This window comes from Luteibacter sp. 9133 (assembly GCF_000800155.1).
GTDB classification, from domain to species: domain Bacteria; phylum Pseudomonadota; class Gammaproteobacteria; order Xanthomonadales; family Rhodanobacteraceae; genus Luteibacter; species Luteibacter mycovicinus.
This window is the reverse complement of record NZ_JUHO01000001.1, coordinates 3929006-3953762: the sequence shown is the minus strand read 5'-3', so window position 1 is coordinate 3953762 and position 24757 is coordinate 3929006. Positions and strand designations below refer to the sequence as shown.

Sequence of the window (24757 nt, the reverse complement as noted above, 5' to 3'; positions counted from 1 at the left end):
TAATAGGGGGTTGACGACCGTGACGCCTGCATCGGCTACACTAAGGAGCCTCATGTCGCGGGTCCAACCGGAACCGAAGGTCTTGGCCATTGCAGCCGCTGGCCCTCATTCCAACGCAACTAGGGGCGCGATTCAAGCGATTCAAGGGCGCCGACGGGATGGTTTCCGTTGACATAGGTGAAAAGGTTAATCGTTTCAAGCCTCTTCACCTATGCCAGCGGGAACCGTCGGGTCGCGCGCCGCCGCCTCCGGCCATCGTGCGCCGGGCGCGTCGTCTGGCCGCCGGACTGACACCTGGCCGCCCCCGACTCTCCCGTGACGCCGGCCGGATCACCCACCGTCCCGAGGCCCGCCCGGCCGCCGGGATGCCGTCGCGCCTCCGCGCGACGAGACGCCAGGCCATTCATAACCTATGTCCCAAACCGTTCTCACCGACGTCTTCTACGAAAACCTCGACCTTCATCCGCTTCTCCATCAGGGCCTTGCCGCCGCCGGCATCACCCGCTGCACGCCCATCCAGGCGCTGACCCTGCCGCTCGCCCTGACGGGCCGTGACGTAGCGGGTCAGGCGCAGACGGGCACGGGCAAGACCTTCGCCTTCCTGGTCGCCCTGATGGACCGCCTGCTGAAGCATCCGGCCGCGCCCAACCGCCGCGACGCGGATCCGCGCGCCCTGATCATCGCGCCCACCCGCGAACTGGCCATCCAGATCGAGAAGGACTTCCAGACCATCGGCAAGGCCACCGGTCTGCGCAGCGCGCTCATCTACGGCGGCGTCGATTACGACAAGCAGCGCCAGCAGCTGCGCGACGGCTGCGACATCATCATCGCCACGCCGGGTCGCCTGCTCGACTACCACAAGCAGGACGTGTTCGGCTTCGGCTCGGTCGAAGTCATGGTCATCGACGAAGCCGACCGCATGTTCGACCTTGGTTTCATCAAGGACGTCCGCTTCATCTTCCGCCGCCTGCCGGCCCGCGAGCAGCGTCAGGTGCTGCTGTTTTCCGCCACGCTGAGCCATCGCGTGCTGGAGCTGGCCTACGAGCACATGCACGAGGCCGAAAAGCTGGTCGTCGAGACGGAAAACGTCACCGCCGACCGCGTCCGCCAGGTCGTCTACTTCCCGTCCAAGGAAGAGAAGATGCCGCTGCTGCTCAACCTGCTCGAAGAGACCAAGGCCGAGCGCAGCATCATCTTCGTCAATACCAAGGCCGCCGCCGAGCGCATCACCGATCGTCTCAAGCGCCACAACTTCCGTGTCGGCGCCATCTCGGGCGACGTGCCGCAGGTCAAGCGCCAGAAGCTGCTGCAGCGTTTCCAGGACGGCCAGATCGACATGCTCGTGGCGACCGACGTCGCTGCGCGCGGTCTGCATATCCCCGCCGTCAGTCACGTCTTCAATTACGACCTGCCGCAGGATGCCGAGGACTACGTGCACCGCATCGGCCGTACGGCCCGCCTGGGCGCTGAAGGCGACGCGATCAGCTTCGCCTGCGACCTCTACGCGATGGGCCTTCCGGACATCGAGACGTACATCAACCAGAAGATTCCGACCGCCTCGATCGAAGCGAAGATGCTGGTGATGCCGGCGCCGCGCCCGCGCGCCGACGGCGTGCAGGACGAAGTCGACGATCCGAACGATACGGGCGGTCACATCCCGACGCGCGGCGCACCGCCGGAGAAGGGCGGTCGTGGCGGTCGGGAGGGTGGTCGTGGCGGTTCCCGCTCGGGCGAGCGCTCCGGCAGCCGCGAGCGTCGCCCGCGCCCGCCGCGCGAGGACACCCCGGTCGGTGGCTTCACCGCCGCCTCCACGGAGGTCCCGGTAAAGACCGTGATCGTTGCCGAGTCGGTCGAGGAGCTGCCGGCCGCTGCCGAGGCCATCGCTGCCGATGGCGCCCCGAAGAAGCGTCGCCGCCGTCGCGGTGGTCGTGGCCGCGGCGCGCGCGAAGGCGTGGAGAACGTCGAGGGTAGCGGCGCCACCGATCAGGCCGCAGGCCCGAAGGCAGCCGCCCCGTCGCGTCACGCGGATGGTCAGTCGCGTCAGGGCAGCCGCCCGTCGCGTCAGGTCGCAGCGAACCGCCCGACCGCTGCCGCTGCCGCTCCGGCGCCTGCACCGCATACGCATGAGAAGGTCGGTTTCTTCCGCCGCATCGGCCGGTTGTTCGGCGGTCGGTAAACCCACGACCGGCAGGAGCGCGCCCGCGCGCGCTCCTGCATCCCGTCCGGCACATGCCCGGCACGTTCCACCCCGCACAACCCACCCGACATCCCTTATCCTCTGGGGTCCAACGGGCCAACAGGTAATGCGGTGATCGGTTTCGATCTGGTGAGCAAACGATACGAGGGCGGTCACCAGGCCCTTACCGATGTATCGTTCCAGGTCGCGGCCGGTGAAATGGCCTTCGTTACCGGCCATTCCGGCGCCGGCAAGAGCACGCTGCTCAAGTTGCTGGCCATGATCGAACGGCCGACCAACGGCGTCGTCACCCTCGACGGCCAGAAACTCAACACGGTCCGCTCGTCGGATATCCCGCGCATCCGCCGCAAGCTGGGCATGGTCTTTCAGGATCACCGCCTGCTCCTGGATCGCACGGTCTTCGCCAATGTCGAACTGCCACTGGTGATCGCCGGCGTGGCGCCGGCCGACCGGTCGCGTCGCGTGCGCGCCGCTCTGGAAAAGGTCGGCCTGCTCAGCTACGAAAAACAGCTGCCGGAGGCGCTGTCCACGGGTGAGCAGCAGCGCGTCGGTATCGCGCGCGCGATCGTCGCGAAGCCGGCGGTCCTGATTGCCGACGAACCGACGGGCAACCTCGATCCACAGCTGGCCATGGAAATCATGACCCTCTTTGCGGAGTTCCAGCAGGTCGGCACGGCCGTCCTCGTGGCCAGCCACGACCTCATGCTGATCAAGCGAATGAAGAAGCGGGTGGTCGTACTCGACCACGGCAAGCTGGTGGCCGACGTGCCTGCGACGGAGGTCGTATGAATACCGTTCGCGAATCCCGTCGTCCGCCGGAGCCGCCGAAGACCCAGCGCAGCGAAGGGCGCAAGGTCGGCGCCTGGCGCGAGCATCACGCCTGGAGCCTGTCGATCAGCTGGCGCCGTCTGGCGGCCCGGCCGCTCAGCACGTTGCTGACCGTCGCCGTCATGGGCGTGGCCCTGGCTCTGCCGCTCGCGTTTTACCTCCTGCTCGGCAACGTCGAGCGTATGGGCGACGCGCTGGGCCGCAACCAGTCCATCAGCGCCTTCATGAAGCCGGGCCAGAACGCGGCCATGGCGGAAACCGCCGCCTCCGCGCTGCGCGGGCGCCCGGAAGTGGCGGACGTCGTCGTTCGCACGCCCAAGGACGGGCTCGATGAGCTCGCCGAAGTCCAGGGGTTTTCCGGCTCCCTGCAGTCCCTCGACGTCAATCCGCTGCCATACGTCCTCTCGGTCCAGCCCCGGCCGGGTCTGGCGGCTGACGATGCCGGACGCCTGGTCGATGCGATGAAGGCCACACCGGGCGTCGACATGGTTCAGGACACCGGCGCATGGCGCCAGCGTCTCGACGCGCTGCTTGGCGTGGGCACACGGGCGGTGAGTCTGCTGGCGGCCTTGCTGGGTATCGCGGCCCTTCTGGTGGTCGGCAACACCATTCGTGTCGATATCCAGAGCCGCAGCGCGGAGATCGGTGTGCTGCTGCTTATCGGTGCCAGCCGTCCCTTCGTGCGCCGTCCTTATCTCTACGCGGGCATCTGGCTCGGGTTTCTTGCCGGCGTTCTGGCCGTGGTGCTGGCCGTCGTGCTCGAACTTGCGATGGCCGGCCCGGTGGGACGTCTTGCGGCCGCGTACGATGGCAGTGTGAGCTTCGGCGGGTTGCCCGCGTGGTTGTTGCTTTCGGTACCCGTCGCCGCCGCGTTGCTCGGCTGGCTGGGTGCCCGTCTGGTGAGTGCACGACAGATCCGTCGCGCCGCGGCGGTCTAGACAAGGGGATTTGGGGTGGCGACTCACATCGGTTCAGGCGTTGCCGGCGCGGCGCCGCGGATTCTCCTGGTCGACGGCTCCAAGGTCGTCCGCCAGCTGATTTCGCGCGTGGTCAGCGCCGAGGTGCCGGGCGTCGAGATCGTGGGCGTCTCCACCGGCGCGGAGGCGCAAGCCGAACTGCAGCGAGGGGTCTTCGACTTCGTCACCGTGGCGCTGCGGCTGCCCGACATGGACGGTCTGGACATCGCACGCTTCGTGCGCGAATCCGCGCCGCAGATCTACATGCCGATCGTCGTCGTCTCCGGCGACGTGGAAGAGCGCCTTCATCGCCGGGAACTCGGCGAGTTCGTCACCGACTACTTCGACAAGTCACTGGGCTTCGGCGCGCTGGCTGAATTCATCCGTGGCTACGTGCGCCCGGAAGGCGGTGCCGAGGGCGAGGTGCTGTACGTCGAGGACAGTCGTGTGGTCGCCCTGGCCACGCGCCGCATGATGGAAAAGTACGGCCTGACGGTGCACCACGTGATCAGCGCCGAAGACGCCATCGTGTACCTGCACGAGGCGAAGGCCCGCGGCGACATGGGCGCCGACATCGTCCTTACCGACGTCAGCCTCAAGGGTGAACTCACCGGTGGCGATCTCGTCGAACGCATCCGCAACGAGTTCGGCTACGGCAAGGGGCAACTGCCCACGCTGATCATGACCGGCGACGAAAACCCCGCGAACCAGGCCGCGTTGCTGCGCGCCGGCGCGAACGATCTCGTCGAGAAGCCGGTGGAAGAAAAGTTGCTGATCACGAAGCTGTTGTTCCAGCTGCGGGTGGCGCTACACCTGCGCGAAAGGGCGGAAGGTTGAACGAGCGGGTCAAGCTGGAAGCATCGTGGAAGGAGCGGATCGGCGATTACCTCGATCGTCCGGAGATGCTGGCGCTGTCGGCATTTCTGCGCGAGGAGAAGGCGGCGGGGAAGGTCATCTACCCGCCCGGCCCCGAGATCTTCAATGCGTTCGCGCACACGCCTTTCGATCGCGTACGCGTCGTCATCCTCGGCCAGGATCCGTACCACGGTCCCGGACAGGCGCACGGCCTGAGCTTTTCCGTGCGGCCCGGCGTCCGCGTGCCGCCCTCTCTGCAAAACATGTTCAAGGAAACCGAGGCCAGCCTCGGTATACCGCGCCCCGACCACGGATGCCTCACGCCCTGGGCCGATCAGGGCGTCCTGTTGCTCAACGCGGTGCTTACCGTGGAAGCGGGACAGGCTGCATCGCACCAGGGCAAGGGATGGGAAGGATTTACCGATGCGGCGATCGACGCCCTCAACCGCGAGCGCGAGGGCCTGGTCTTCCTGCTTTGGGGTAGCCATGCCCAGAAGAAGGGCCAGCTGATCGACGCCAGGCGCCACAAGATTCTGCGCAGCGTGCATCCGTCGCCGCTGTCGGCGCATCGCGGTTTTCTGGGCTGCGGGCACTTCGCCGATACGAACGCGTACCTCGAATCACGCGGGGAGGCGCCGATCGACTGGTCGCTGCCGCCAAAGGCCGCTTTGGTCTCCGCCCTTTAAAGTCAGCTTCAAGCCCCAATAACTGTAGCAACGGCGGACACATAGCCGCCGTCGACGCCCTCGGCGCCGTGTTTTCGCGGCCGGGGAGCCGTCTGCCTCCTGAACACCCCGGCACCGACTCTGGACAGGCCGGGGGTATTTCTGTACCATAGCGTACAGTTAACCGATGAACTTCGGGCTGACTTAGCACTCTCACATCGGGACTGCTAATCTGCATACAGACTTTCAGGAGGTTCCACACATGTCCCAAGCACTCGTTACCCGTAACTACGGGCTCCCGAGCGTCGTCGGCAGTCTGGATTCCTACATCTCGGCGGTTCATCGCATCCCGGTGCTCAGCCTTGACGAGGAGCAGTCGCTGGCGCGCCGCTTCCGTGACGACGCCGATCTTGACGCCGCCAAGCAGCTCGTTATGTCCCACCTGCGTTTCGTGGTCCATGTGGCCCGCGGCTATAACGGCTACGGCCTGCAGCTGTCGGACCTCATCCAGGAAGGCAACATCGGCCTGATGAAGGCGGTCAAGCGTTTCGACCCGGATCAGGGCGTTCGCCTGGTGAGCTTCGCGGTGCACTGGATCCGTGCCGAGATGCACGAGTTCATCCTGCGCAACTGGCGCATCGTGAAGGTCGCCACGACCAAGGCGCAGCGCAAGCTGTTCTTCAACCTGCGCAAGAGCAAGAAGCGCCTGGGCTGGATGAACGCCGAGGAAGTCCGCGTCGTCGCTCACGACCTGGGTGTCCCGGAAGCCACCGTCCGCGAGATGGAATCGCGTCTGTCGGGTCGTGACGTGGGCTTCGAGGCCCCGGCCGATGCCGATGACGACGACAAGCCGGCACCGGCCGCCTTCCTCGTCGACGAAGGCGCCGATCCGTACGACAACCTCGCCGAGGAAGACGCGAGCAACAACCAGATGGGCGCGCTGTCGTCGGCGCTCGGCAACCTGGATGCCCGCTCGCGCGACATCATCCAGCGTCGCTGGCTGGCGGAAGACAACAAGGCCACGCTGCAGGATCTTGCGGACGAGTACGGCGTTTCCGCCGAGCGTATCCGTCAGATCGAAGCGAACGCCATGAAGAAGATGCGCGTCGCCATCGCGGCCTGAGTGCCCCGTTCGGCGTAAGATCCGGAGCGGCCCCCTCGTGGGGCCGTTTTCCGTTGCCCCTTTGAGTCAGGAGTCGAAGCGGATGCCCAGGGCACTGGTCATCGAAGACGATGAAGTCACCGCCCGCGACATCGTCGCGGAGCTGAGCGCGCACGGCCTGACGGCCGAGTGGGTAGCCAATGGCCGCGACGGGCTGACCCGCGCGCTGGCCGATGGCTACGACATCATCACTCTCGACCGCATGCTTCCCGGCATGGACGGTATCGACATCGTGTCCGCGCTGCGCGAGCGGCGTATCGATACGCCTGTGCTGATGATCAGCGCGCTGTCCGATGTCGACGAACGCGTGCGCGGTCTGCGCGCCGGCGGCGACGATTATCTGACCAAGCCGTTTTCACCGGACGAACTGGCCGCGCGAGCGGAAGTGCTGCTGCGTCGTCGCCGGCCCGCCGCCAACGAAACCCGCCTGCGTGTCGCCGACCTCGAACTCGACCTGGTCAGGCACAACGCGCTGCGCGGCGGTCAGCCGCTCACGCTGCTGCCCACCGAGTTTCGCCTGCTCGAATTCCTCATGCGCAATGCCGGTCAGGTCGTCACACGGCAGATGATCTTCGAGCACGTCTGGGGATTCCATTTCGATCCGGGCACCAACGTGATCGACGTCCATATCGGACGCCTGCGCCGCAAGATCGACGGCACGGGGCAGGTGCCTCTGATTCGTACCGTTCGTGGATCGGGGTATCTCCTTGCGCCCGCTGACTGACGCCTGGCGTTCCGCCACCTCACGACTGATCCTCATCTACGGGGCGCTGTTCGCGATCTGGTGTGTCGTATTGCTTGGCGTGGTGCAGTGGGAGGCGTCACGCTACCTGTCGCGCGTGGTCGACCAGATGCTGGTCGCACGCATCCATTATCTGGAAGGCACCGACGCGCGGAACCTTCCGGACACGGTGGCGACGGCCAGTGCGGTCGACGTCCAGGGCTTCATGCGCGTGGGCCTGTTCGATGCCCATGGCCGGCGCGTCGCCGGCAACATCGCCCGCGTACCGGATGAACTGAGCGAGGACGGCACCGTGACCTCGGTGAAGGCCATGCTGGTGGATGCCTCGCGCGATACGCCGATGCGGGCACGCGGCATCACGCGGGAGCTCCCCGACGGACGCCGCCTGGTCGTGATCAAGGACAGCACCACGATCGACGGCCTCGGTGCGATCATCCGGCGCGGCCTGCTCTGGGGCCTGTCGCTCACGTTGATCCCGGGCGTACTGGGCGGCGTGCTCATCGCACGAGGGCCAGCCCGCCGCATCCGTGCGATTCAGCAAGCCATGGAGCCCATCCGCGAAGGCGACCTAAGCGTGCGTCTGCCCGTGAGCCGCGGCGGCGACGAGGTCGACCTGCTCGCCGCGACGGTCAACACCACGCTGGGCGAAATCGAGCGCCTCCTGGGCGAGGTCAAGGGCGTCAGCGACAACATCGCCCACGACCTTCGCACACCGCTGACGCGCATGCGCACGCGGCTTTACCGTCTGCAGCAACAGTTCGCCGAGACGCCCGAAGGCGATCAGCTGGAAGCGTGCGTTGCCGAGATCGATACGGTGCTGGGACGCTTCCGCGCGCTGCTGCGCGTGTCCGAACTGGAAGATCGCCAGCGCAGCGCCTGCTTCGAGGAACTGGACATCGGCGCGGTCCTGCGCAACGTCCATGACTTCTATGCGCCGCTCGCCGAGGACCGCGGGCAGGCCTTCGAGATCCGGCTGGACAAACTGCCGCCGCTGCGAGGCGATCCGCAACTGATGTTCGAGGCGTTCGCCAACCTCGTCGGCAACGCGATCAAGTTCACCCCGGACGGCGGGGCGGTTCGCCTCGTCGCGACCACCGACGCCGCCGGCGACGCGCGGATCGATATCGCCGATACAGGCCCCGGTATTCCCGAGGGCGAGCGCGAGGCGGTGTTCCGTCGTTTCTACCGCGGGGACGAAACCCGTACCAAGCCCGGTTGCGGTCTGGGGCTGGCCATCGTCAGCGCGATCGTTCGTCTGCACGGGTACTCGCTGTCGGTCGGTGGGGACGAAAAAGGCGCTGTGTTTTCAGTAACCTGCCCCCCGGTCGTAAGCTCATAAACAAATCTTAACTACGACGACGATCGTCATGGGCGCAAAATTCGCCGCGACGCAACATTCGCGCACGGAATCCGTCCCTCATGATTGGCATCGTCCGGATCGCACTCTCGCGACCGTATACCTTCGTCGTCCTCGCCCTGCTGATCCTCATCGTGGGTCCGCTGGCCGCGCTGCGCACGCCGACGGATATCTTTCCCGACATCAAGATTCCCGTCATCGCGGTGGTCTGGCAGTACACCGGCCTGCCGCCGGATCAGATGGTCGGCCGCGTGTCGTCGCCCTTCGAGCGGGTGCTCACCACCACGGTCAATGACGTCGAGCATATCGAGGCCAACTCGATCCAGGGCTTCGGCATCGTCAAGATCTTCTTCCAGCCGACGGTGGACATCCGCACGGCTAACGCGCAGGTCACCGCCGTGGCCCAGACGCTGCTGCGCCAGCTGCCCGCGGGCACGACACCACCGCTGATCCTCAACTACAACGCCTCGACGGTGCCGATCATCCAGCTGGCGCTCTCCGGTGACGGCCTGACCGAGCAGAACCTGGCCGATCTGGGCCTCAATATCATCCGACCCCAGCTGACCTCGGTGGCCGGCGCCGCCATTCCGTATCCGTTCGGCGGCAAGACCCGCCAGGTGCAGATCGACATCGATCCGCCGGCTTTGCAGGCCCGCGGGCTGTCGGCCCAGGACGTGGCCAACGCCCTCGCGGCGCAGAACCTGATCACGCCGGTGGGTACGCAGAAGATCGGCAAGTACGAATACACCCTGCAGCTCAACAACTCGCCCTCGGTGATCGACGAACTGGGCAACCTGCCGGTGAAGACGGTCAACGGTGCCACCGTGTTCATCCGCGACGTCGCCAACGTGCGCGACGGATCGCCGCCGCAGACCAACATCGTCCACGTCGACGGCAACCGCTCGGTGCTGATGACGGTGCTGAAGAACGGTTCCGCTTCCACGCTGGCGATCATCGCCGGCATCAAGGAGCGCGTGGCGGCAATGAAGGACGGTCTTCCGGCCAATCTCAAGATCGCACCGATCGGCGACCAGTCCCTGTTCGTCAGCGGGGCCATCGAGGGCGTGGCCCGCGAGGGCATCATCGCGGCGGCGCTCACGAGTCTGATGATCCTGCTGTTCCTCGGCAGCTGGCGCTCGACGGTCATCATCGCCACATCGATTCCGCTGGCGATCCTCGGCTCGATCGCCGCGCTCTCGGCGATCGGCGAGACCATGAACATCATGACTCTGGGCGGCCTGGCGCTCGCCGTCGGCATCCTGGTGGACGACGCGACGGTGACCATCGAGAACATTAACTGGCATCTCGAGCAGGGCAAGGACGTGGAGACGGCGATCCTCGACGGCGCGGCGCAGATCGTCACCCCGGCCTTCGTCTCGTTGCTGTGCATCTGCATCGTCTTCGTGCCGATGTTCTTCCTCAACGGCGTCGCCCGCTTCCTCTTCGTGCCGATGGCCGAGGCGGTGATGTTCGCGATGATCGCCTCGTTCATTCTCTCGCGCACGCTGGTGCCGACGATGGCGAAGTATCTGCTTCATCCGCACGATCACGACGATCCCCACGGCGAGGGTAAGGCGCCGTCGCGCAATCCCCTGGTGCGTTTCCAGCGTCGCTTCGAAGCGCGCTTCGAGAAGATCCGCGAGAGCTACCACGGACTGCTGCGACTGGCCCTGGATCATCGCAAGGCGTTCGTGATCGGGTTCATGGGTTTCGTCGTGCTGTCCTTCGCGCTGGTGCCGATGCTGGGTCGCAACTTCTTCCCTTCGGTGGACTCGGGGCAGATCCTCATGCACGTCCGCGCGCCGATCGGCACGCGCGTGGAGGAGAGCGCGCGTCTGTTCGCCGAAGTGACCGACGCCGTACGCCGCATCGTGCCCAGGGAAGAGCTCGGCACCGTCGTCGACAACATCGGCCTGTCCTCCTCGGGCATCAACAACACGTACAACAACACCGGTACGGTCGGTTCGCAGGACGGCGACATCCAGATCGCGCTCAACGAGGGGCACGCGCCCACCGCCGACTACGTGCGCGAGATGCGCGAGAAGCTGCCGCGTGAGTTTCCCGGCGTGACGTTTTCCTTCCCGCCGGCGGACATCATCAGTCAGATCCTGAACTTCGGCTCGCCCGCACCGATCGACCTGCAGGTGCGTGGTCCGAACCTCGACGCCAATTTCGGTTACGCCAGCCGGCTGCTGCGCGATATCCGCAAGATTCCGGGCGTGGCGGATGCGCGCATCCAGCAATCGAACGCCAGTCCGACGCTGAAGGTCGACGTCGACCGCAGTCGTGCGCAGCAGGTCGGTATCACCGAGCGTGACGTCACCAGCAGCCTGGGCGTCAACCTGGCCGGCTCCAGTCAGATCGCACCGACGTTCTGGCTCAATCCGCAGAACGGCGTGTCCTATCCGATCGTGATGCAGACGCCTCAGTACAGCATCGACTCGCTGCCGGACCTCGAGAACGTTCCGATCAGCCCGAGCACGGGCAGTGGCGGCTCGCAGGTCCTCGGCGGCCTGGCCACGGTCTCGCGCACGACGTCGAGTTCGGTGGTCAGCCAGTACAACATTCAGTCGATGGTGGAGATCTTCGCGACGACGCAGGATCGCGATCTCGGTGCGGTCGCCGCGGACATCCAGAAAGTGATCGACGCGAACAAGAAGTTCCTGCCGAAAGCGTCCAGCACCGCTTTGCTGGGTCAGGTGCAGACTATGAACAGCGCCTTCTCCGGCCTGATCTTCGGTCTGCTCGGCGCGATCGTGCTGATCTACCTGCTCATCGTGGTGAACTTCCAGTCGTGGAGCGATCCTTTCGTGATCGTCACGGCGCTGCCGGCCGCCATCGCGGGCATCATCTGGATGCTGTTCGCCACGCATACGACCTTGTCGGTGCCCGCGCTTACCGGCGCGATCATGTGCATGGGTGTGGCCACGGCCAACTCCATCCTGGTCGTGAGCTTCTGTCGCGAGCGGCTCGCCGAGCTCGGCGACGCGACCGCCGCGGCGCTCGAGGGCGGCTTCGTCCGCTTCCGTCCCGTCCTCATGACCGCGCTGGCGATGATCATCGGCATGGCGCCGATGGCACTCGGCATGGGCGAAGGCGGTGAGCAGAACGCGCCGCTCGGTCGCGCCGTCATCGGTGGCCTGATCTTCGCCACCACCGCCACGCTGTTCTTCGTCCCCGTCGTCTTCAGCATGATCCACGCGCGTCGTGGTCACCCGTCCCCCACCCCGGCGAATTCCGGAGAGCCCGTCCATGTCGCCTGATACCTTGCACACCCCTCCGCCGCGCCGTCTCCGTCTCGCTGGCATCATCGCCGCGATCGTGGTTCTCGCCATCGTCGTCGCCGGCGTCGCCACACGCGCCAACGACTCGCATAAGCTGCGCGAGTGGACCGACGATCAGGCCGTGCCCACGGTGAACGTGGTCAGCCCGGAAGGCGGGCAGGGCGGTGGAGACCTCAACCTTCCCGGCCGGCTGCAGGCCTATGCCCGTGCGCCCATCTACGCGCGTACCAGCGGCTACCTGAAATACTGGAAGGCCGACATTGGCCAGAAGGTGAAGGCAGGCGACGTGCTCGCCGAGATCGAGACCCCCGATCTCGATCAGCAGCTGCTCCAGGCGAAAGCCGATCTCGCCAGTGCGCGTGCCAACGAGGCGCTGGCGCAGACCACGGCGAAGCGCTGGCAGTCCATGCGCGACTCGGATTCGGTCTCCAAGCAGGAAGTCGACGAGAAGACCGGTGACTACGACGCCAAGCACGCGCTGGCGACCGCGGCGCAGGCGAATCTCGAACGCATTCAGGCACTCAAGGGCTTCGCGAAGTTGACCGCGCCATTCGACGGTACCGTGACCGCTCGCGAGACCGACGTCGGCGCGTTGATCAACGCCGGTGGCGGTGGCCAGGAACTGTTCGTCGTGTCGGACACGCGCAAGCTGCGCATGTACGTCAACGTGCCGCAGAACTACGCGCCGTCGATCAAGCAGGGCGCTACGGTGAAGCTCACCGTGCCGGAATACCCCGGTCAGACCTTCACCGGTACGGTCGAATCGTCGTCTTCGTCGATCAGCGCGGCGACCGGCACCACGCTGGTGCAGGTATCCGTCGACAACCAGGACGGCAAGTTGCTGCCGGGTGCGTACGCGAGCGTCACCTTCGACCTTCCTGGCAACGTGGCACTCTTCAACGTGCCGGCAAGCGCGCTCGTCTTCGACGACAAGGGCCTGCGCGTGGCGGTGCTCGATGCGCAGAACAAGGTGAAGTTCAAGGACGTCACCATCTCGCGCGACATGGGCAAGACCGTGCAGCTCGGCTCGGGCATCGCCAAGGGCGATCGCCTGATCGAGAGTCCGCCCGATGGCCTCGCCGATGGCGACACCGTCCGCGTCAACGCGCCGAAGAAAGCGGAAGCCGACCATGCCAAGGCGTGATTCCACACGGCAGCGGACCGGCCTGGCCATGCGGGCTGTGATGGGAGCCAACCCTGTCGGCGAAGGCTCCCCGACACGATCGATCCTCGCCGGCCTCGTGGTCTCACTGGGCCTGTCAGCCTGCTCCCTCGCACCCGCGTACAAGACCCCCGACGTCCCCGTCGCCCCGCAATACGCCAACGCGGAATCGCCGTGGACCGAAGCCAGGCCCGCCGATCACCTCGATCGCGACGGCTGGTGGAAGCTCTACGGCGACAGCCGCCTGAATGACCTGCAGGCAAAGCTCGTCGCGAATAACGCGTCACTCGCGGCCGCACTCGCCCACTACGAACAGTCCGAGGCGTTCACGCGCCAGGTCCGTGCGGGGCTGTTCCCGCAGATCGGCCTGAACGGTAACGGCACGCGTAACCGCGAGTCGGACACGCGTCCGCTTCGCGGCGCCACGTCGCCGACTTACTACAACTCGTACACCATCGGCGCGCAGCTCGACTACGAGATCGACCTGTGGGGTCGCGTGCGCGACACCGTCACCGCAGGCACGGCGGAGCAGGCGGCATCCGCGGCGGATCTCGCCTCCGCACGTCTCAGTCTCCAGGCGCAGCTGGCTGACAGCTACCTCCAGCTCAATGGCTTCGATCGTCAGATCAAGGTGCTGAACGAAAGCATCGACGCCTTCGCGAAGGCGCTCAACCTGACGCAGTCGCGCCATGAAGGAGGTATCGCTTCCGGGCTCGACGTCGCGCGTGCGCAGACGCAGTTGTCCAGCGCTAAATCGCAGCTGACCCAGGCGCAGGCACAGCGTTCGCTGGTGTTGCACGCCATCGCCGTTCTCGTCGGTGACTCGGCGTCGAGCTTCCAGCTCGCCACCGACGACGAGCAGGTCAAGGTACCGACGATTCCGGTCGAGGTGCCGTCGGTGATCCTGCAGCGTCGTCCCGACATCGCCGCGGCGGAACGTCGTACCGCCGCCGCCAACGCGCGTATCGGTGTGGCCAGGTCGGCGTTCTACCCGCAGCTGACGCTGGACGCTCAGGGCGGTTGGCAAAGCTCGGCGTGGGGCAGCATCGCCACCGCACCGAACCGTTTCTGGGCGATCGGCCCCACGCTCGCGCTCAACCTGTTCGACGGCGGTCGCCGCAAGGCGGTCGTGGCGCAGGCACAGGCAGCGACCGATGAAGCTGGCGCGCGTTATCGCGATGTCGTGCTGAATGCGTTCGCGCAGGTGGAAGACAACCTGACGCTGTTGCGCGATCTCGGCTCGGCGCTGAACGACCAGCGCGCCGCCGCCGATGCGGCGCAGCGTTCGGTCGACCTGTCGCTGAACCGGTACCGTGAAGGCGCGGTGGGCTACCTCGACGTGGTGCAGGCGCAGACGACCGCGCTCGACGCACGGCGTAGCGTGATCGACCTGGAGACGCGGCAGCTCCGGGCCAGTGTGCAGCTGATCCGTGCGCTGGGTGGTGGCTGGTCGACGACATGAGGTTGTCGGTCGGCCTGTAGGAGCGCGCCCCGCGCGCGAAAAGCCTACGCAGCGGTAAAGCCGCACATCTTCATCGCTGCGTAGGCTTTTCGCGCGCATGGCGCGCTCCTACACTAGGCTGATGCTCGATACCTTGCAGCGCCAGAAAGCCGCCCAGCTCGCCGAAGGCCCTCCCTCGGCGTCGGTACGCATCGATCGCCTCGATCGCGCGATCGGCTTGCTCGTCGACCACGCCAGCGACATCACCGATGCGCTCCGCGAGGACTTCGGTCATCGCAGTGTCGACGCATCGATGTTCACCGACGTCGCCGCGTCCATCGAGCCGCTGAAGCACGCGAAGCGCCATCTGCGTCGGTGGATGCGGCGCGAACGACGTCCTGTCTCGCCCGCGCCGCTGGCGCTGATCGGCGCGCGTGCCTGGATCGACTATCAGCCCAAGGGCGTCGTCGGTGTCATCTCGCCGTGGAATTTTCCGTTCAATCTCACCTTTGCGCCGCTCGCCGGCGTCCTCGCGGCGGGTAACCGCGCGATGATCAAACCTTCCGAATTCACTCCGCGTTCGTCGGCACTGATGCAGCGAATGATCCGCAAGGCCTTCGATGAGACGGAGATGGCGGTGTTCACGGGAGGCTCCGACGTCGGCGAAGCGTTTTCGCGTCTGCCCTTCGATCACCTGTTGTTTACCGGCGCGACATCGGTGGCAAAACACATCATGCGCGCCGCGGCGGAAAACCTGGTGCCCGTGACGCTGGAGCTTGGCGGAAAATCTCCCGCTATCGTAGGACGCGACGCCGATCTCGAACTCGCCGCCAGACGACTTCTGTTCGGCAAGACACTCAATGCCGGTCAGGTCTGCGTCTCGCCCGATTACGCGCTGGTGCCGCGCAAGCACGTCGATGCCTTCGTCGATGCGCTGTCACGCTCGGTCGCATCGATGTTTCCGACGCTGCGAGACAATCCGGACTACACGTCCATCGTCAACGAGCGTCACCATGGCCGCCTGCTCGGGTACCTCGACGACGCGCGTGCGAAAGGCGCGACATTGAGGGTGCTCGGCAAGGGCGACGAACGTTTCGACGATCGCCGCATCGCGCCAACGGTGGTTCTGGGCGCCGACGATTCGATGGACATCATGCGTGACGAGATCTTCGGGCCGCTGCTCCCGATCCTCCCCTATGACGATATCGATGGTGCGGTCGACTACATCAATGCGCATGCGCGACCGCTGGCCCTGTACTACTTCGGCAACGACACCGGGGAGCAGGAGCGCGTGCTGGCGAAGACGGTCGCGGGAGGCGTCACGATCAACGACACCGTCATGCACCTGGCGATGGACGATCTGCCCTTCGGCGGCATCGGTCCTTCGGGCATGGGTGCCTATCACGGGCACGACGGGTTTCTCACCTTCAGCCACGCGCGGTCGGTGTACCGACAGGCCCGCTTCGACGTGACGGCCATGCTCAGGCCGCCGTATGGAACGACGATAAAGCGGCTGCTCTCTCTCAAGGTCCGCCGGTAGATACCGGGCGACGGGCAAAAAGAAGGGGCCTCGCGGCCCCTTCGTCTTACACCCGGTCGCGCGTGGCTTTACAGCTTCGCGCCCAGCAGTGCCTCGAGCTTGCGCTGGTCGACCGCGAACTTGCGGATACCTTCCGCGAGCTTGTCGGTGGCCATTGCGTTTTCGTTGTGGCCCCAGCGGAATTTGGCCTCGTCGAGCCTGGCCGGCTTGTCTTCCCTGCGGCCGCTGTCCTTCAGCGCGACCGGCAGGTCGTCGTTGTTCTCTTCCAGTTCCTTCAGCAGGTTGGGCGAGATGGTCAGGCGGTCGCAACCGGCGAGGGCCTGGATCTGGCCTATATTACGGAAGCTGGCGCCCATGACGACGGTCTCGTAGCCATGCAGCTTGTACCAGTCGTAGATGCGACGGACCGACTGCACGCCCGGGTCTTCGGCCGGCTCGTAGGTCTTCTTGTCGGTATTGGCGACGTACCAGTCGAAGATGCGGCCGACGAACGGCGAGATGAGGAACGCGCCGGCTTCGGCGCAGGCCACGGCCTGTTCGAAGCTGAAGAGAAGCGTCAGGTTGCAGTTGATGCCGTCCTTCTGCAGCTTCTCCGCCGCGCGGATGCCTTCCCACGTCGAGGCGAGCTTGATCAGGATGCGTTCTTTGTCGATGCCGATGTCTTCGTAGAAGCCGATCAGGCGCTTGGCCTTCTCGATCGAGGCGTTCGTGTCGAAGGAGAGGCGGGCATCGACTTCCGTGGAAACGCGGCCCGGGACGATCTTGAGGATCTCGCGGCCCACGAGCACGGCCAGGCGATCGCTGGCATCGGTCAGCTGCTGGTCGCGGCTGTTGCTCTGGCTCTTGGCCCACTGCACGGCTTCGTCGATGTAGCCCGAGTAGGTCGGGATACCGGCGGCGGCCAGCAGCAGCGACGGATTGGTGGTCGCGTCTTCCGGCTTGTACTTGGCGATGGCGGTGATGTCGCCGGTGTCGGCCACGACGGTGGTGATCTTGCGCAGTTGCTCGAGCTGAGTGGTCACGTTGAGAGTTCCGTTACCTGATGAGACCCCTATTGTCGCGCCGTTCGATGTGAAGTGACAGGCATCCGAAGGTATCGATTCAGTAATCTCAGTACAGATCGATCGGATCGACGTCCAGCGACCAGCGCACCTTGCGTGCCGCGGGCAGCGCGGTAAGCGCCTGCTGCCACGGTCGCAGAAACGCGTGAAGGCGCGCGCGCGTGCCTGCCTCGACCAGCAACTGGCCGCGATGACGACCGGCTCTGAGCGGCATGGGGGCCGGCATGGGCCCCGCCACACGCAGGTCGCCCGGATCGCCCAGCACGGCGTTGGCCTGGCCGAGGAACTCGTCGACCTCCGCGCGGCCGTGCGCGTCGGCGCGCAGCAGCACCTGATGGGCGAACGGTGGCAGCTCGAGCAGCCGGCGCTCCTCCAGCAACTCCGTCGCCACCGCGCCGTAGCCGCCGCGAAGAAGCGCATGGAGCATCGGATGATCGGGATGGTGGGTCTGCAGCAGGACGCTGCCCGGCTTGCTTGCCCGGCCGGCCCGGCCGGCGACCTGGACCACCAGCTGTGCCAGCCGCTCGCTCGCACGGAAATCCACGCTGTGCAGGCCCTCATCCACACCGACGATGGCGACGAGCGTCAGGTTGGGCAGGTCGTGGCCCTTGGCCAGCATCTGCGTGCCGACGAGGATCGCGGGCTTGTCCTCGCGCAGGCCGTCGAGGATGTCGCCGAAGGCGTCCTTGCGCCGTGTGGTCTCGCGATCGATGCGAACCACGGGCACCTCGGGAAACCGTTCGGTGAGGGCTTCTTCCAGTCGCTCGGTGCCCTGGCCCTGCGGGCTGATGTTGGCCGATCCGCAGGACGGACACACCGCCGGCACCGGCACGGTGTTGTCGCAGTGGTGGCAGATCAGGCGCCGACGGCCCGCGTGCAGCGTCATCGGTCGGTCGCAGCGCGGACAGTCCGCGTGCCAGCCACAGTCGTAGCAGAGCAGCACCGGCGCGTAGCCGCGGCGATTGCGGAACACGAGCGCCTGCTCGCCACGACCGACACAGGCGGCGACGGCGTTGATCAACGTGGGCGACATGCCGTGGTCGAGCCGCTGGGCGCGCATGTCGACGATCTGCACCCGGGTCGATTGCGTGGCGCCGGGGCGGCCGCGCAGCACCAGGCGCCTGTAGCGACCCGCCGCGACGTTGCCGAGCGTTTCCAGGGAGGGCGTCGCCGAGCCGAGCACCACCGGCACCCCGTGGGCGCGGGCGCGCACCAGGGCCAGGTCGCGGGCGTGGTAACGGAAACCTTCCTGCTGCTTATAGGAGGCGTCGTGCTCTTCGTCGACGATGATCAGTCCGGCCGACGGCAACGGTGTGAACACCGCCGAGCGGGTGCCCAGCACCACACGTGCGCTGCCGTTGCGGGCGCGCAGCCAGGCGCGCGCGCGCTCACCCTCGGCCAGGTTCGAATGCAGTACTTCGATAGCGACGCCCAGTCGCTCGCGCAGTCGGCGCACCGTCTGCGGCGCCAGGCCGATTTCGGGAACGAGCAGCAGGGTCTGCCTGCCCTCCGCCAGCGCGCGTTCGATCAGCGCGAGGTACACCTCGGTCTTGCCGCTGCCGGTGACGCCGTCGAGGAGGTAAGGCTGGAAGCCGCCAAAGCCCTCGCCAATGGCGGCGACGGCGGCGGTTTGTTCCTCGCTGAGGGCCGGGCCGGGGGCGGGGCTGTTCGGAGCGACGGCTTCCTCGATCTCCTGCCGTTCGACCAGATTGGCCTCGGCGAGCCGACGCGCGGCGGCCCGCCAGTCGGGCAGCGCCAGTCCCAGCTCGTCGGCGGCACGCGGGCCCCCGGCGAGGGCGTCCAGCAAGGCGGCGGAGCCACCCCTGCGCCGCTTCGCCTCGCGCGCCGCCTGCCCGTCCGGGGTCAGCGACCAGACTTCACGCCCGGTCGCGGGAAGGGCGCGCGGCTCGCGCAGGGCGAGGGGCAGGGCATTGGAAAAGGCCTCTCCCGGCGCGGCGGCCCAGTAATCCGCCGCCCAGGCCAGGGTGGCCATGAGCTCGGCATCGAGCAGAGGCGCATCGTCCAGTACCTCGCTGACCCGCTTGAGCCGTTTCACACCCACGGCGGCTTCGGCGGCCGGGTCCACCACGATGCCCACCATCTCGCCCTTACCGAAGGGCAGCCGCACGCGCGATCCCGCCCGCGCTTCGCCCACCGCCGGCGGCAGGTAGTCGAACAGGGTGAGCAAAGGGACGGGTAAGGCGACGCGGAGAACGAGTGTCATGCCGGCCCTAGTTTACCGGGGTGTACCGATTTTGCTGGTCAATGATTGACCACGGCGCCATAGGTTTGGGACCTATTGAGACCTCCGGGAAGAGGAATCGCGAGTAAGTGCCCGCCGTCGGGAGGGTTTCGAGGTTATCCACAGGCTCTGTGGATAACTCTGTGGATGAGCTTCGGATGGAGGGGGTCCAAGGCGCATGGTTGGGCCCTCCGGGTTAGCTTGCGTACATTTTAACCAAGCTGAAATATACTTATGAATCAATTAGTTGCAAATTGCTTGTCACGATCGTTCAGCGGGCGTCCGCAAAACCTTGACAAATGCGAAGGCGCCACTCCGCCTGTGCACAACCCTTCTTTACTTAGGAAATAGTCCTAATGCGTCATGCCGATAACGAAGGCGACGGCGATGACGAAGAGCAGCAGCCAGAAATAGACGCTGCCTATCAGCCAGTACTTTACGATCGTCATGGGCCATCCCTGTCGATAGACGCGCTTTTGCATGATCAGCAGGTACAGCGGCATCCACACCCAGATGGCGAACTGGACCAGCCCGATCGCGCTGCCGCCGATCGCCAGATGCGACCGGACCGGCTCCTTCGCGAGCCCCAGCAGCGTCAGCGCAATGAGGGAGAGGAACAGGAAAGCGTGGCTGTGCAGGGCCACGATCACGTGTTCCATGTATAGCCGGCGGCGAAACGCGTAGAACACCTTCAGGATCAGGGCGAACAGCGGGACCATGACGAACATGGCCTGAGGCAGGACCGAAAAGAATCCCTCGAGGATGCGATGCATGGCCTCCTGACGCTGCGCACCGCCGTTGAGAACAGGGATCAGGTTGGCTTTGAAGTGGCTGAAGGCGGCGTCGAGGCGCCGGTTGACGGCACCGGGCAGCCAGGCGACGTCGATCTTCGCGTGGTTGCCGAACCAGCTGTCGACCCGCTCCTCGCCACTCCGTCGCACATCGGACGCCGGCTCGTCGGCCTGCCGTTCGATCGGAGGTGCTTTCAGTTCGGTCAGGCGCGTGTTGGCGGCGTTGCGAACGACGCCGTAAAGGGCGCTCATGCCCGCCCTGGCCGCGGCCGGGGTCTCCGGGTCATCCAGCGACTCATGGAGTTCGCGGACCTGATCCTTGTAGATCGCGTGCACCTCGTCCGGCGTTTTCGCCGCGGCGAAGGCGTCCATCGAATCCGCCGCGACGGGCTTGCCGTCGTTACTGCCGAACTTCGTGTCGCCGATGGCCAGGTGGAGCAGGAAAAAAGCCAGCAGGCAGAACACGAACATCAGCCGGAACGGCGCGATATAGCGCACCCGCCGCCCGGAGAAATACTCCAGGGTCAGGAAGCCGGGCTTCGTAAACAGCGGTGGCAGCGTATGGACGATGCGCTCGTCGAGGTGGAAGAAGATGTCCCCGGCATCCTCCAGCATGTGCGAGACCGGCTGGAGCACGCTTTTGATCGACTGGCCACAGTCGTGACAGAACGCGCCCCGCAGCGGCGCGGAGCAGTTCGCGCACAGCAGCGCGGGCGACGGCTCGAGCTCTTTCATTCCGTGGGTTCCCCATTGTCCCCTGACGGGGTCGGATCATCGCACGCGGCCCGGTACAATGGGCGGCCCACACGCCATTGCCCTCCCATGTCCTTCGACCGCGCCCGCGCCCGCCGCGAGATCGGCGCCACCGTCCGGTTGGCGCTGCCGATGATCGCCGCGCAGCTTTCCGCCATCGGCACCAATGTGGTCGATGCCGTGCTTGCCGGGCACCAGGGCGCGCATACGCAGGCCTCGGTGGTCACGGGTGCCAACATCTGGGTCTTGGCCATCGTCACCGGCATCGGCACCATGATGGCCGTGCCGCCCACCGTGGCCCAGCTGGACGGCGCCGGTCGCCGGGGTGAGGTCGGCGCGGTGTTCCACCAGGCGGTGTATATCGCGTGGGGTCTTGGGTTGCTGCTGGGCATCGCGGTCTGGAACGCCTCGCCTTTGATGGACCTGTTCGGCGTGGTCGAATCCATGCGGGCCGACGTGCGGGCTTTCCTGCACGCCATCTGCTGGGCCGCCCCGGCCCTCACCACGTACTTCGCGTTGCGCGGACTCTCCGAGGGCCTGTCGATGCCCCGACCCTCGATGTACTTCAGCTTCGGCGGACTGCTCGTGCTGGCGCCGCTGGGGTACGTACTGATGTACGGCAAGCTGGGTTTTCCGCCGATGGGTGCGCGTGGCAGCGGTATCGCCACGGCGATCGTGCTCTGGCTGGAGATGCTTGGTTTCGGCATCTACGTCTGGCGTCACGGCAATTACCGCGACCTCAACCTGCGTCAGCGGATGGCGCCGCCCAGCGCGAAACAGATCGGCCAGCTGCTGCACATCGGCGTGCCCATGGCGGTGACCTTGCTGATGGAGGCGGGCCTGTTCGTCGCGGTGGCTTTGCTGATCGGACGGCTTGGCGAGACGGTTACCGCCGGCCACCATGTCGCGCTCAACGTGGCCTCGGTGGCCTTCATGATTCCGCTCGGCCTGTCCATGGCGATCACGGTGCGCGTCGGCAACGCGGCCGGCCGCCGTGACGCCGCGGGCGTGCGCTATGCCGGCATGTCCGGCATCACGCTGGTGCTCGTCACGCAGTTCATCTCCTCCGGCATCATGCTGTCGCTGCCCGGACCGATCGCCCGCTTGTACACGAGCGACGCCGCGGTCATTGCCATGGCGTCCCAGCTGTTGATCCTCGCCGGATTCTTCCAGTTCTCCGACGGTATCCAGGTGGCCTCCAACGGCGCCTTGCGTGGACTGAAAGACACCCGGGTGCCGATGGGCATCACGCTGTTCGCCTACTGGGGCGTCGGCATGCCGATCGGCTGGTGGCTCGCCTTTCCGCAGGGGCTGGGGGCGCGCGGCATGTGGATGGGGCTGATCGCGGGCCTGAGCATGGCCGCGATCCTGCTCTTCGCGCGGTTCTGGCGCAGCAGCGCGAGCGGCCGCTGGCGCGACGATCCCGACAACGCCGCGCCTGTGCCAATCCACACGTGATGCAGGCCCTGCGACGCGCTACGCTGCACTCAATCATCAAGGAAATCGCTTAGATGTCGGATCGCTACGACGCCGTGCCGCCGCCCCTGCCGGATCGCTCCCGTCCCGCGCCGTCGCCGCGTCGCGGTGGTGGCTTCGGTCGTTTCATGCGCGGTCTCGGCCGCGGCATCAACGTCACCCGCCTGATCATCATCAACGTGCTCTTTTTCGGTCTGCTGGCGGTATTCCTGCTGGCGCTCTTCCTCGGCGGCCGGAACGCCAGGGTGGACGACAAGACGGTGCTGGTGATCGCGCCCGAGGGCGCGCTGGTCGAGCAGTACAGCGCCGATCCGCTGTCACGCGCGCTCAGCCGCATGTCCGGCGACGGCGTGAAGCAGGTGCAGGTGCGCGACATGGTCCGCGCCATCGATGCGGCCGCCAGGGACGATCACGTCAGCCGTATCGTCCTGCGTCCGGATCGCATCCAGGCCGGCGGTTTCGCCGCGCTGCGCGAAGTCGGCGCCGCGCTCGACCGTTTCCGTGCGTCGGGCAAGCCGGTGCTGGTCTGGGCCGCCAATCTCGATCAGGGCCAGTACTACCTGGCGTCGCACGCCGACAAGGTCTACATCGACCCGCAGGGCGGCGTGATGGCCACGGGCCTGGCGAACTACCGGTTGTTCTACAAGGACCTGCTCGACCGCCTCGGCGTGCAGGTGCACCTGTTCCGCGTCGGCCAGTTCAAGAGCGCGGCGGAGCCGTTCATCCTCGATCACGCGTCGCCCGAATCGAAAGAAGCGGATGCGTTCTGGCTGGGCGGCCTCTGGTCCACCTGGATCGATGAAGTCGCCGCGCGTCGCCACCTCGACCCCGCCACGCTGCGCGATGACGTGGACGGGCTGGCTGAGCGCGTCCGCGACGCCAGAGGCAGCCTTGCCGATCTCGCCGTCGAGGAAAAACTGGTCGACGGCATCGCCACCGAGCAGCAGTTCGTGGACATGCTGCGCAAGCAGGGCGTGCCGGCCGGCAAGAAAGAGCAGGGCTTCCGCCAGGTCGACCTGGGTGGCTATCTCGCCGATCGCGGCCTGTCCAATATCGACGTGCTGCAGACCGGCGATGGCGTGACCGTGGTCGTCGCCGAGGGCGAGATCAGTGGCGGCAAGCAGGCGCAGGGCACCATTGGCGGCGATTCCACCGCGGCGCTCATTCGCAGCGTGCGCAACGACCGTCGCACCAAGGCGCTGGTCCTGCGCGTGAATTCGCCGGGCGGTGAGGTGTATGCGGCGGAGCAGATCCGTCGCGAAGTCGAACTCACGCGCGACGCCGGTATTCCGGTGGTCGTCTCGATGGGCGACGTCGCCGCGAGTGGCGGCTACTGGATCTCGATGAACGCGAACCGGATCTATGCCGAGCCCAACACCATCACCGGTTCGATCGGCATCTTCGGCATGTTCTTCACCGTGCCCGACACACTGGCGAAGATCGGCGTGAAGAGCGATGGCGTCGCCACGGGCCCGCTGGCGGGCGCGTTCGACGTGACGCGTCCGCTCGATCCCAAGGTCGGCGTGCTGATCCAGAGCATCATCGACAAGGGTTACCGCGACTTCGTCGGCAACGTGGCGAAGGCGCGCGGCAAGGATTTCGCCGCGATCGACGCGATTGCGCAGGGACGTGTCTGGACGGGCCAGCAGGCACTGGATCGCGGTCTCGTCGACAAGCTCGGCAGCCTGGAGGACGCCATCAACGATGCCGCGCAGGAAGCTCATCTGGGCAAGGACTTCAACGTGCGTTACGCCGAGAAGCCCATGGGCGCGGTCGAGCGTTTCCTCACCAATGTCGGCGACAGCGCCGAAACGCGTGTCGCCCTGTCGTGGGGCATGCGCCTGCCGTCCTGGGTGGCCATGCTGCCGAAGCTGGCGCCGGAGTTCGCGTTGTTCCGCACGGCGGAGGCGGGCAAGCCTAACGTTTACGCTTACTGCTTCTGTTCGCCACGGTGATGGCACGGCGATAAGGGCATCGCGCGCAAGGCGCGCTCCTACCCGTAGGAGCGCGCCTTGCGCGCGATGTTTTATTGTTCCTGCGCCTTCAGCGCCGCATCCTGCGCCTTGGCCTGATCGTCGACCGTCTTCTGCACGTCCTGCGCCTTCTTTTTCTGCGCCTCGAGCGAATCCCACGGGGTTTCGACGCGCGCCTGGGGTGCGGGCGGGGTCGGTGCCGGCTGCGGCGGTTTCGAGCAGGCCGCGCAGGCAAGAACGAGCAGAACGGGCAGGGCGCGATGTGTCATGAC

The 24757-nt window shown here is 66.2% G+C and carries 18 protein-coding genes; 14 read left to right on the top strand and 4 right to left on the bottom strand.

Annotated elements, in window-relative coordinates:
- The first annotated feature begins 412 nt into the window (after window positions 1-412).
- From FA87_RS17250 to FA87_RS17195, 12 genes are all read left to right on the top strand, one after another.
- Window positions 413-2176 carry a DEAD/DEAH box helicase gene (locus tag FA87_RS17250; RefSeq protein ID WP_043696282.1) on the top strand — a complete coding sequence of 588 codons (1764 nt, stop codon included), beginning with the start codon at window positions 413-415 and terminating at the stop codon, window positions 2174-2176.
- Window positions 2177-2308: 132 nt separating this feature from the next.
- Complete coding sequence (gene ftsE / locus FA87_RS17245; RefSeq protein WP_036109778.1) at window positions 2309-2986, top strand: cell division ATP-binding protein FtsE; 678 nt, start codon at window positions 2309-2311, stop codon at window positions 2984-2986.
- On the top strand, window positions 2983-3963 hold the full coding sequence (ftsX, locus tag FA87_RS17240; protein ID WP_043696277.1) for a permease-like cell division protein FtsX: 981 nt from the start codon (window positions 2983-2985) through the stop codon (window positions 3961-3963). Before ftsE ends, ftsX begins: the two co-directional genes overlap by 4 nt.
- A 15-nt stretch (window positions 3964-3978) precedes the next feature.
- Window positions 3979-4818: a response regulator gene (locus tag FA87_RS17235; protein WP_051943227.1), complete on the top strand. Its 840-nt coding sequence runs from the start codon at window positions 3979-3981 to the stop codon at window positions 4816-4818.
- Complete coding sequence (gene ung, locus FA87_RS17230) at window positions 4815-5522, top strand: uracil-DNA glycosylase (protein WP_043696274.1); 708 nt, start codon at window positions 4815-4817, stop codon at window positions 5520-5522. The genes FA87_RS17235 and ung overlap by 4 nt, the downstream gene beginning before the upstream one ends.
- A 241-nt stretch (window positions 5523-5763) precedes the next feature.
- The gene (gene rpoH, locus FA87_RS17225) at window positions 5764-6624 is read left to right on the top strand and encodes an RNA polymerase sigma factor RpoH (RefSeq protein ID WP_036109786.1); all 861 of its coding nucleotides are present in this window, start codon (window positions 5764-5766) and stop codon (window positions 6622-6624) included.
- 82 nt (window positions 6625-6706) lie between these two features.
- The gene (locus tag FA87_RS17220) at window positions 6707-7387 is read left to right on the top strand and encodes a response regulator transcription factor (protein WP_043696272.1); all 681 of its coding nucleotides are present in this window, start codon (window positions 6707-6709) and stop codon (window positions 7385-7387) included.
- Complete coding sequence (locus FA87_RS17215) at window positions 7371-8744, top strand: HAMP domain-containing sensor histidine kinase (protein ID WP_239709121.1); 1374 nt, start codon at window positions 7371-7373, stop codon at window positions 8742-8744. The genes FA87_RS17220 and FA87_RS17215 overlap by 17 nt, the downstream gene beginning before the upstream one ends.
- An 80-nt stretch (window positions 8745-8824) precedes the next feature.
- A complete protein-coding gene (locus tag FA87_RS17210; protein ID WP_036109790.1) occupies window positions 8825-12025 on the top strand; it encodes an efflux RND transporter permease subunit in 3201 nt (1066 codons plus the stop codon).
- The gene (locus tag FA87_RS17205; RefSeq protein ID WP_043696269.1) at window positions 12015-13190 is read left to right on the top strand and encodes an efflux RND transporter periplasmic adaptor subunit; all 1176 of its coding nucleotides are present in this window, start codon (window positions 12015-12017) and stop codon (window positions 13188-13190) included. The genes FA87_RS17210 and FA87_RS17205 overlap by 11 nt, the downstream gene beginning before the upstream one ends.
- On the top strand, window positions 13177-14670 hold the full coding sequence (locus tag FA87_RS17200) for an efflux transporter outer membrane subunit (RefSeq protein WP_239709119.1): 1494 nt from the start codon (window positions 13177-13179) through the stop codon (window positions 14668-14670). Before FA87_RS17205 ends, FA87_RS17200 begins: the two co-directional genes overlap by 14 nt.
- Before the next feature lie 97 nt (window positions 14671-14767).
- The gene (locus FA87_RS17195) at window positions 14768-16189 is read left to right on the top strand and encodes a coniferyl aldehyde dehydrogenase (protein WP_043696268.1); all 1422 of its coding nucleotides are present in this window, start codon (window positions 14768-14770) and stop codon (window positions 16187-16189) included.
- A gap of 68 nt (window positions 16190-16257) precedes the next feature.
- Here FA87_RS17195 and tal read toward each other — a convergent pair whose 3' ends face one another.
- From tal to FA87_RS17180, 3 genes are all read right to left on the bottom strand, one after another.
- Entirely contained in the window at window positions 16258-17211 is a 954-nt protein-coding gene (gene tal, locus FA87_RS17190; protein WP_036109799.1) for a transaldolase, read from the bottom strand.
- Between the two features lie 88 nt (window positions 17212-17299).
- Window positions 17300-19474, bottom strand: a complete 2175-nt coding sequence (locus tag FA87_RS17185; RefSeq protein WP_043696267.1) for a primosomal protein N' — start codon at window positions 19472-19474, stop codon at window positions 17300-17302.
- 371 nt (window positions 19475-19845) lie between these two features.
- Window positions 19846-21018, bottom strand: a complete 1173-nt coding sequence (locus FA87_RS17180; protein WP_043696265.1) for a DUF3667 domain-containing protein — start codon at window positions 21016-21018, stop codon at window positions 19846-19848.
- Between the two features lie 87 nt (window positions 21019-21105).
- Between FA87_RS17180 and FA87_RS17175 the strand changes: the two genes are divergently transcribed.
- Window positions 21106-22494: an MATE family efflux transporter gene (locus tag FA87_RS17175; RefSeq protein ID WP_043696264.1), complete on the top strand. Its 1389-nt coding sequence runs from the start codon at window positions 21106-21108 to the stop codon at window positions 22492-22494.
- 146 nt (window positions 22495-22640) lie between these two features.
- Window positions 22641-24467 (top strand): signal peptide peptidase SppA, encoded by a 1827-nt coding sequence (gene sppA, locus FA87_RS17170; RefSeq protein ID WP_239709182.1) that lies wholly within the window; start codon window positions 22641-22643, stop codon window positions 24465-24467.
- Between the two features lie 71 nt (window positions 24468-24538).
- On the opposite strand, the gene FA87_RS17165 is transcribed toward sppA, so the two are convergent.
- Entirely contained in the window at window positions 24539-24754 is a 216-nt protein-coding gene (locus tag FA87_RS17165; protein ID WP_036117012.1) for a hypothetical protein, read from the bottom strand.
- Window positions 24755-24757 lie beyond the last annotated feature (3 nt).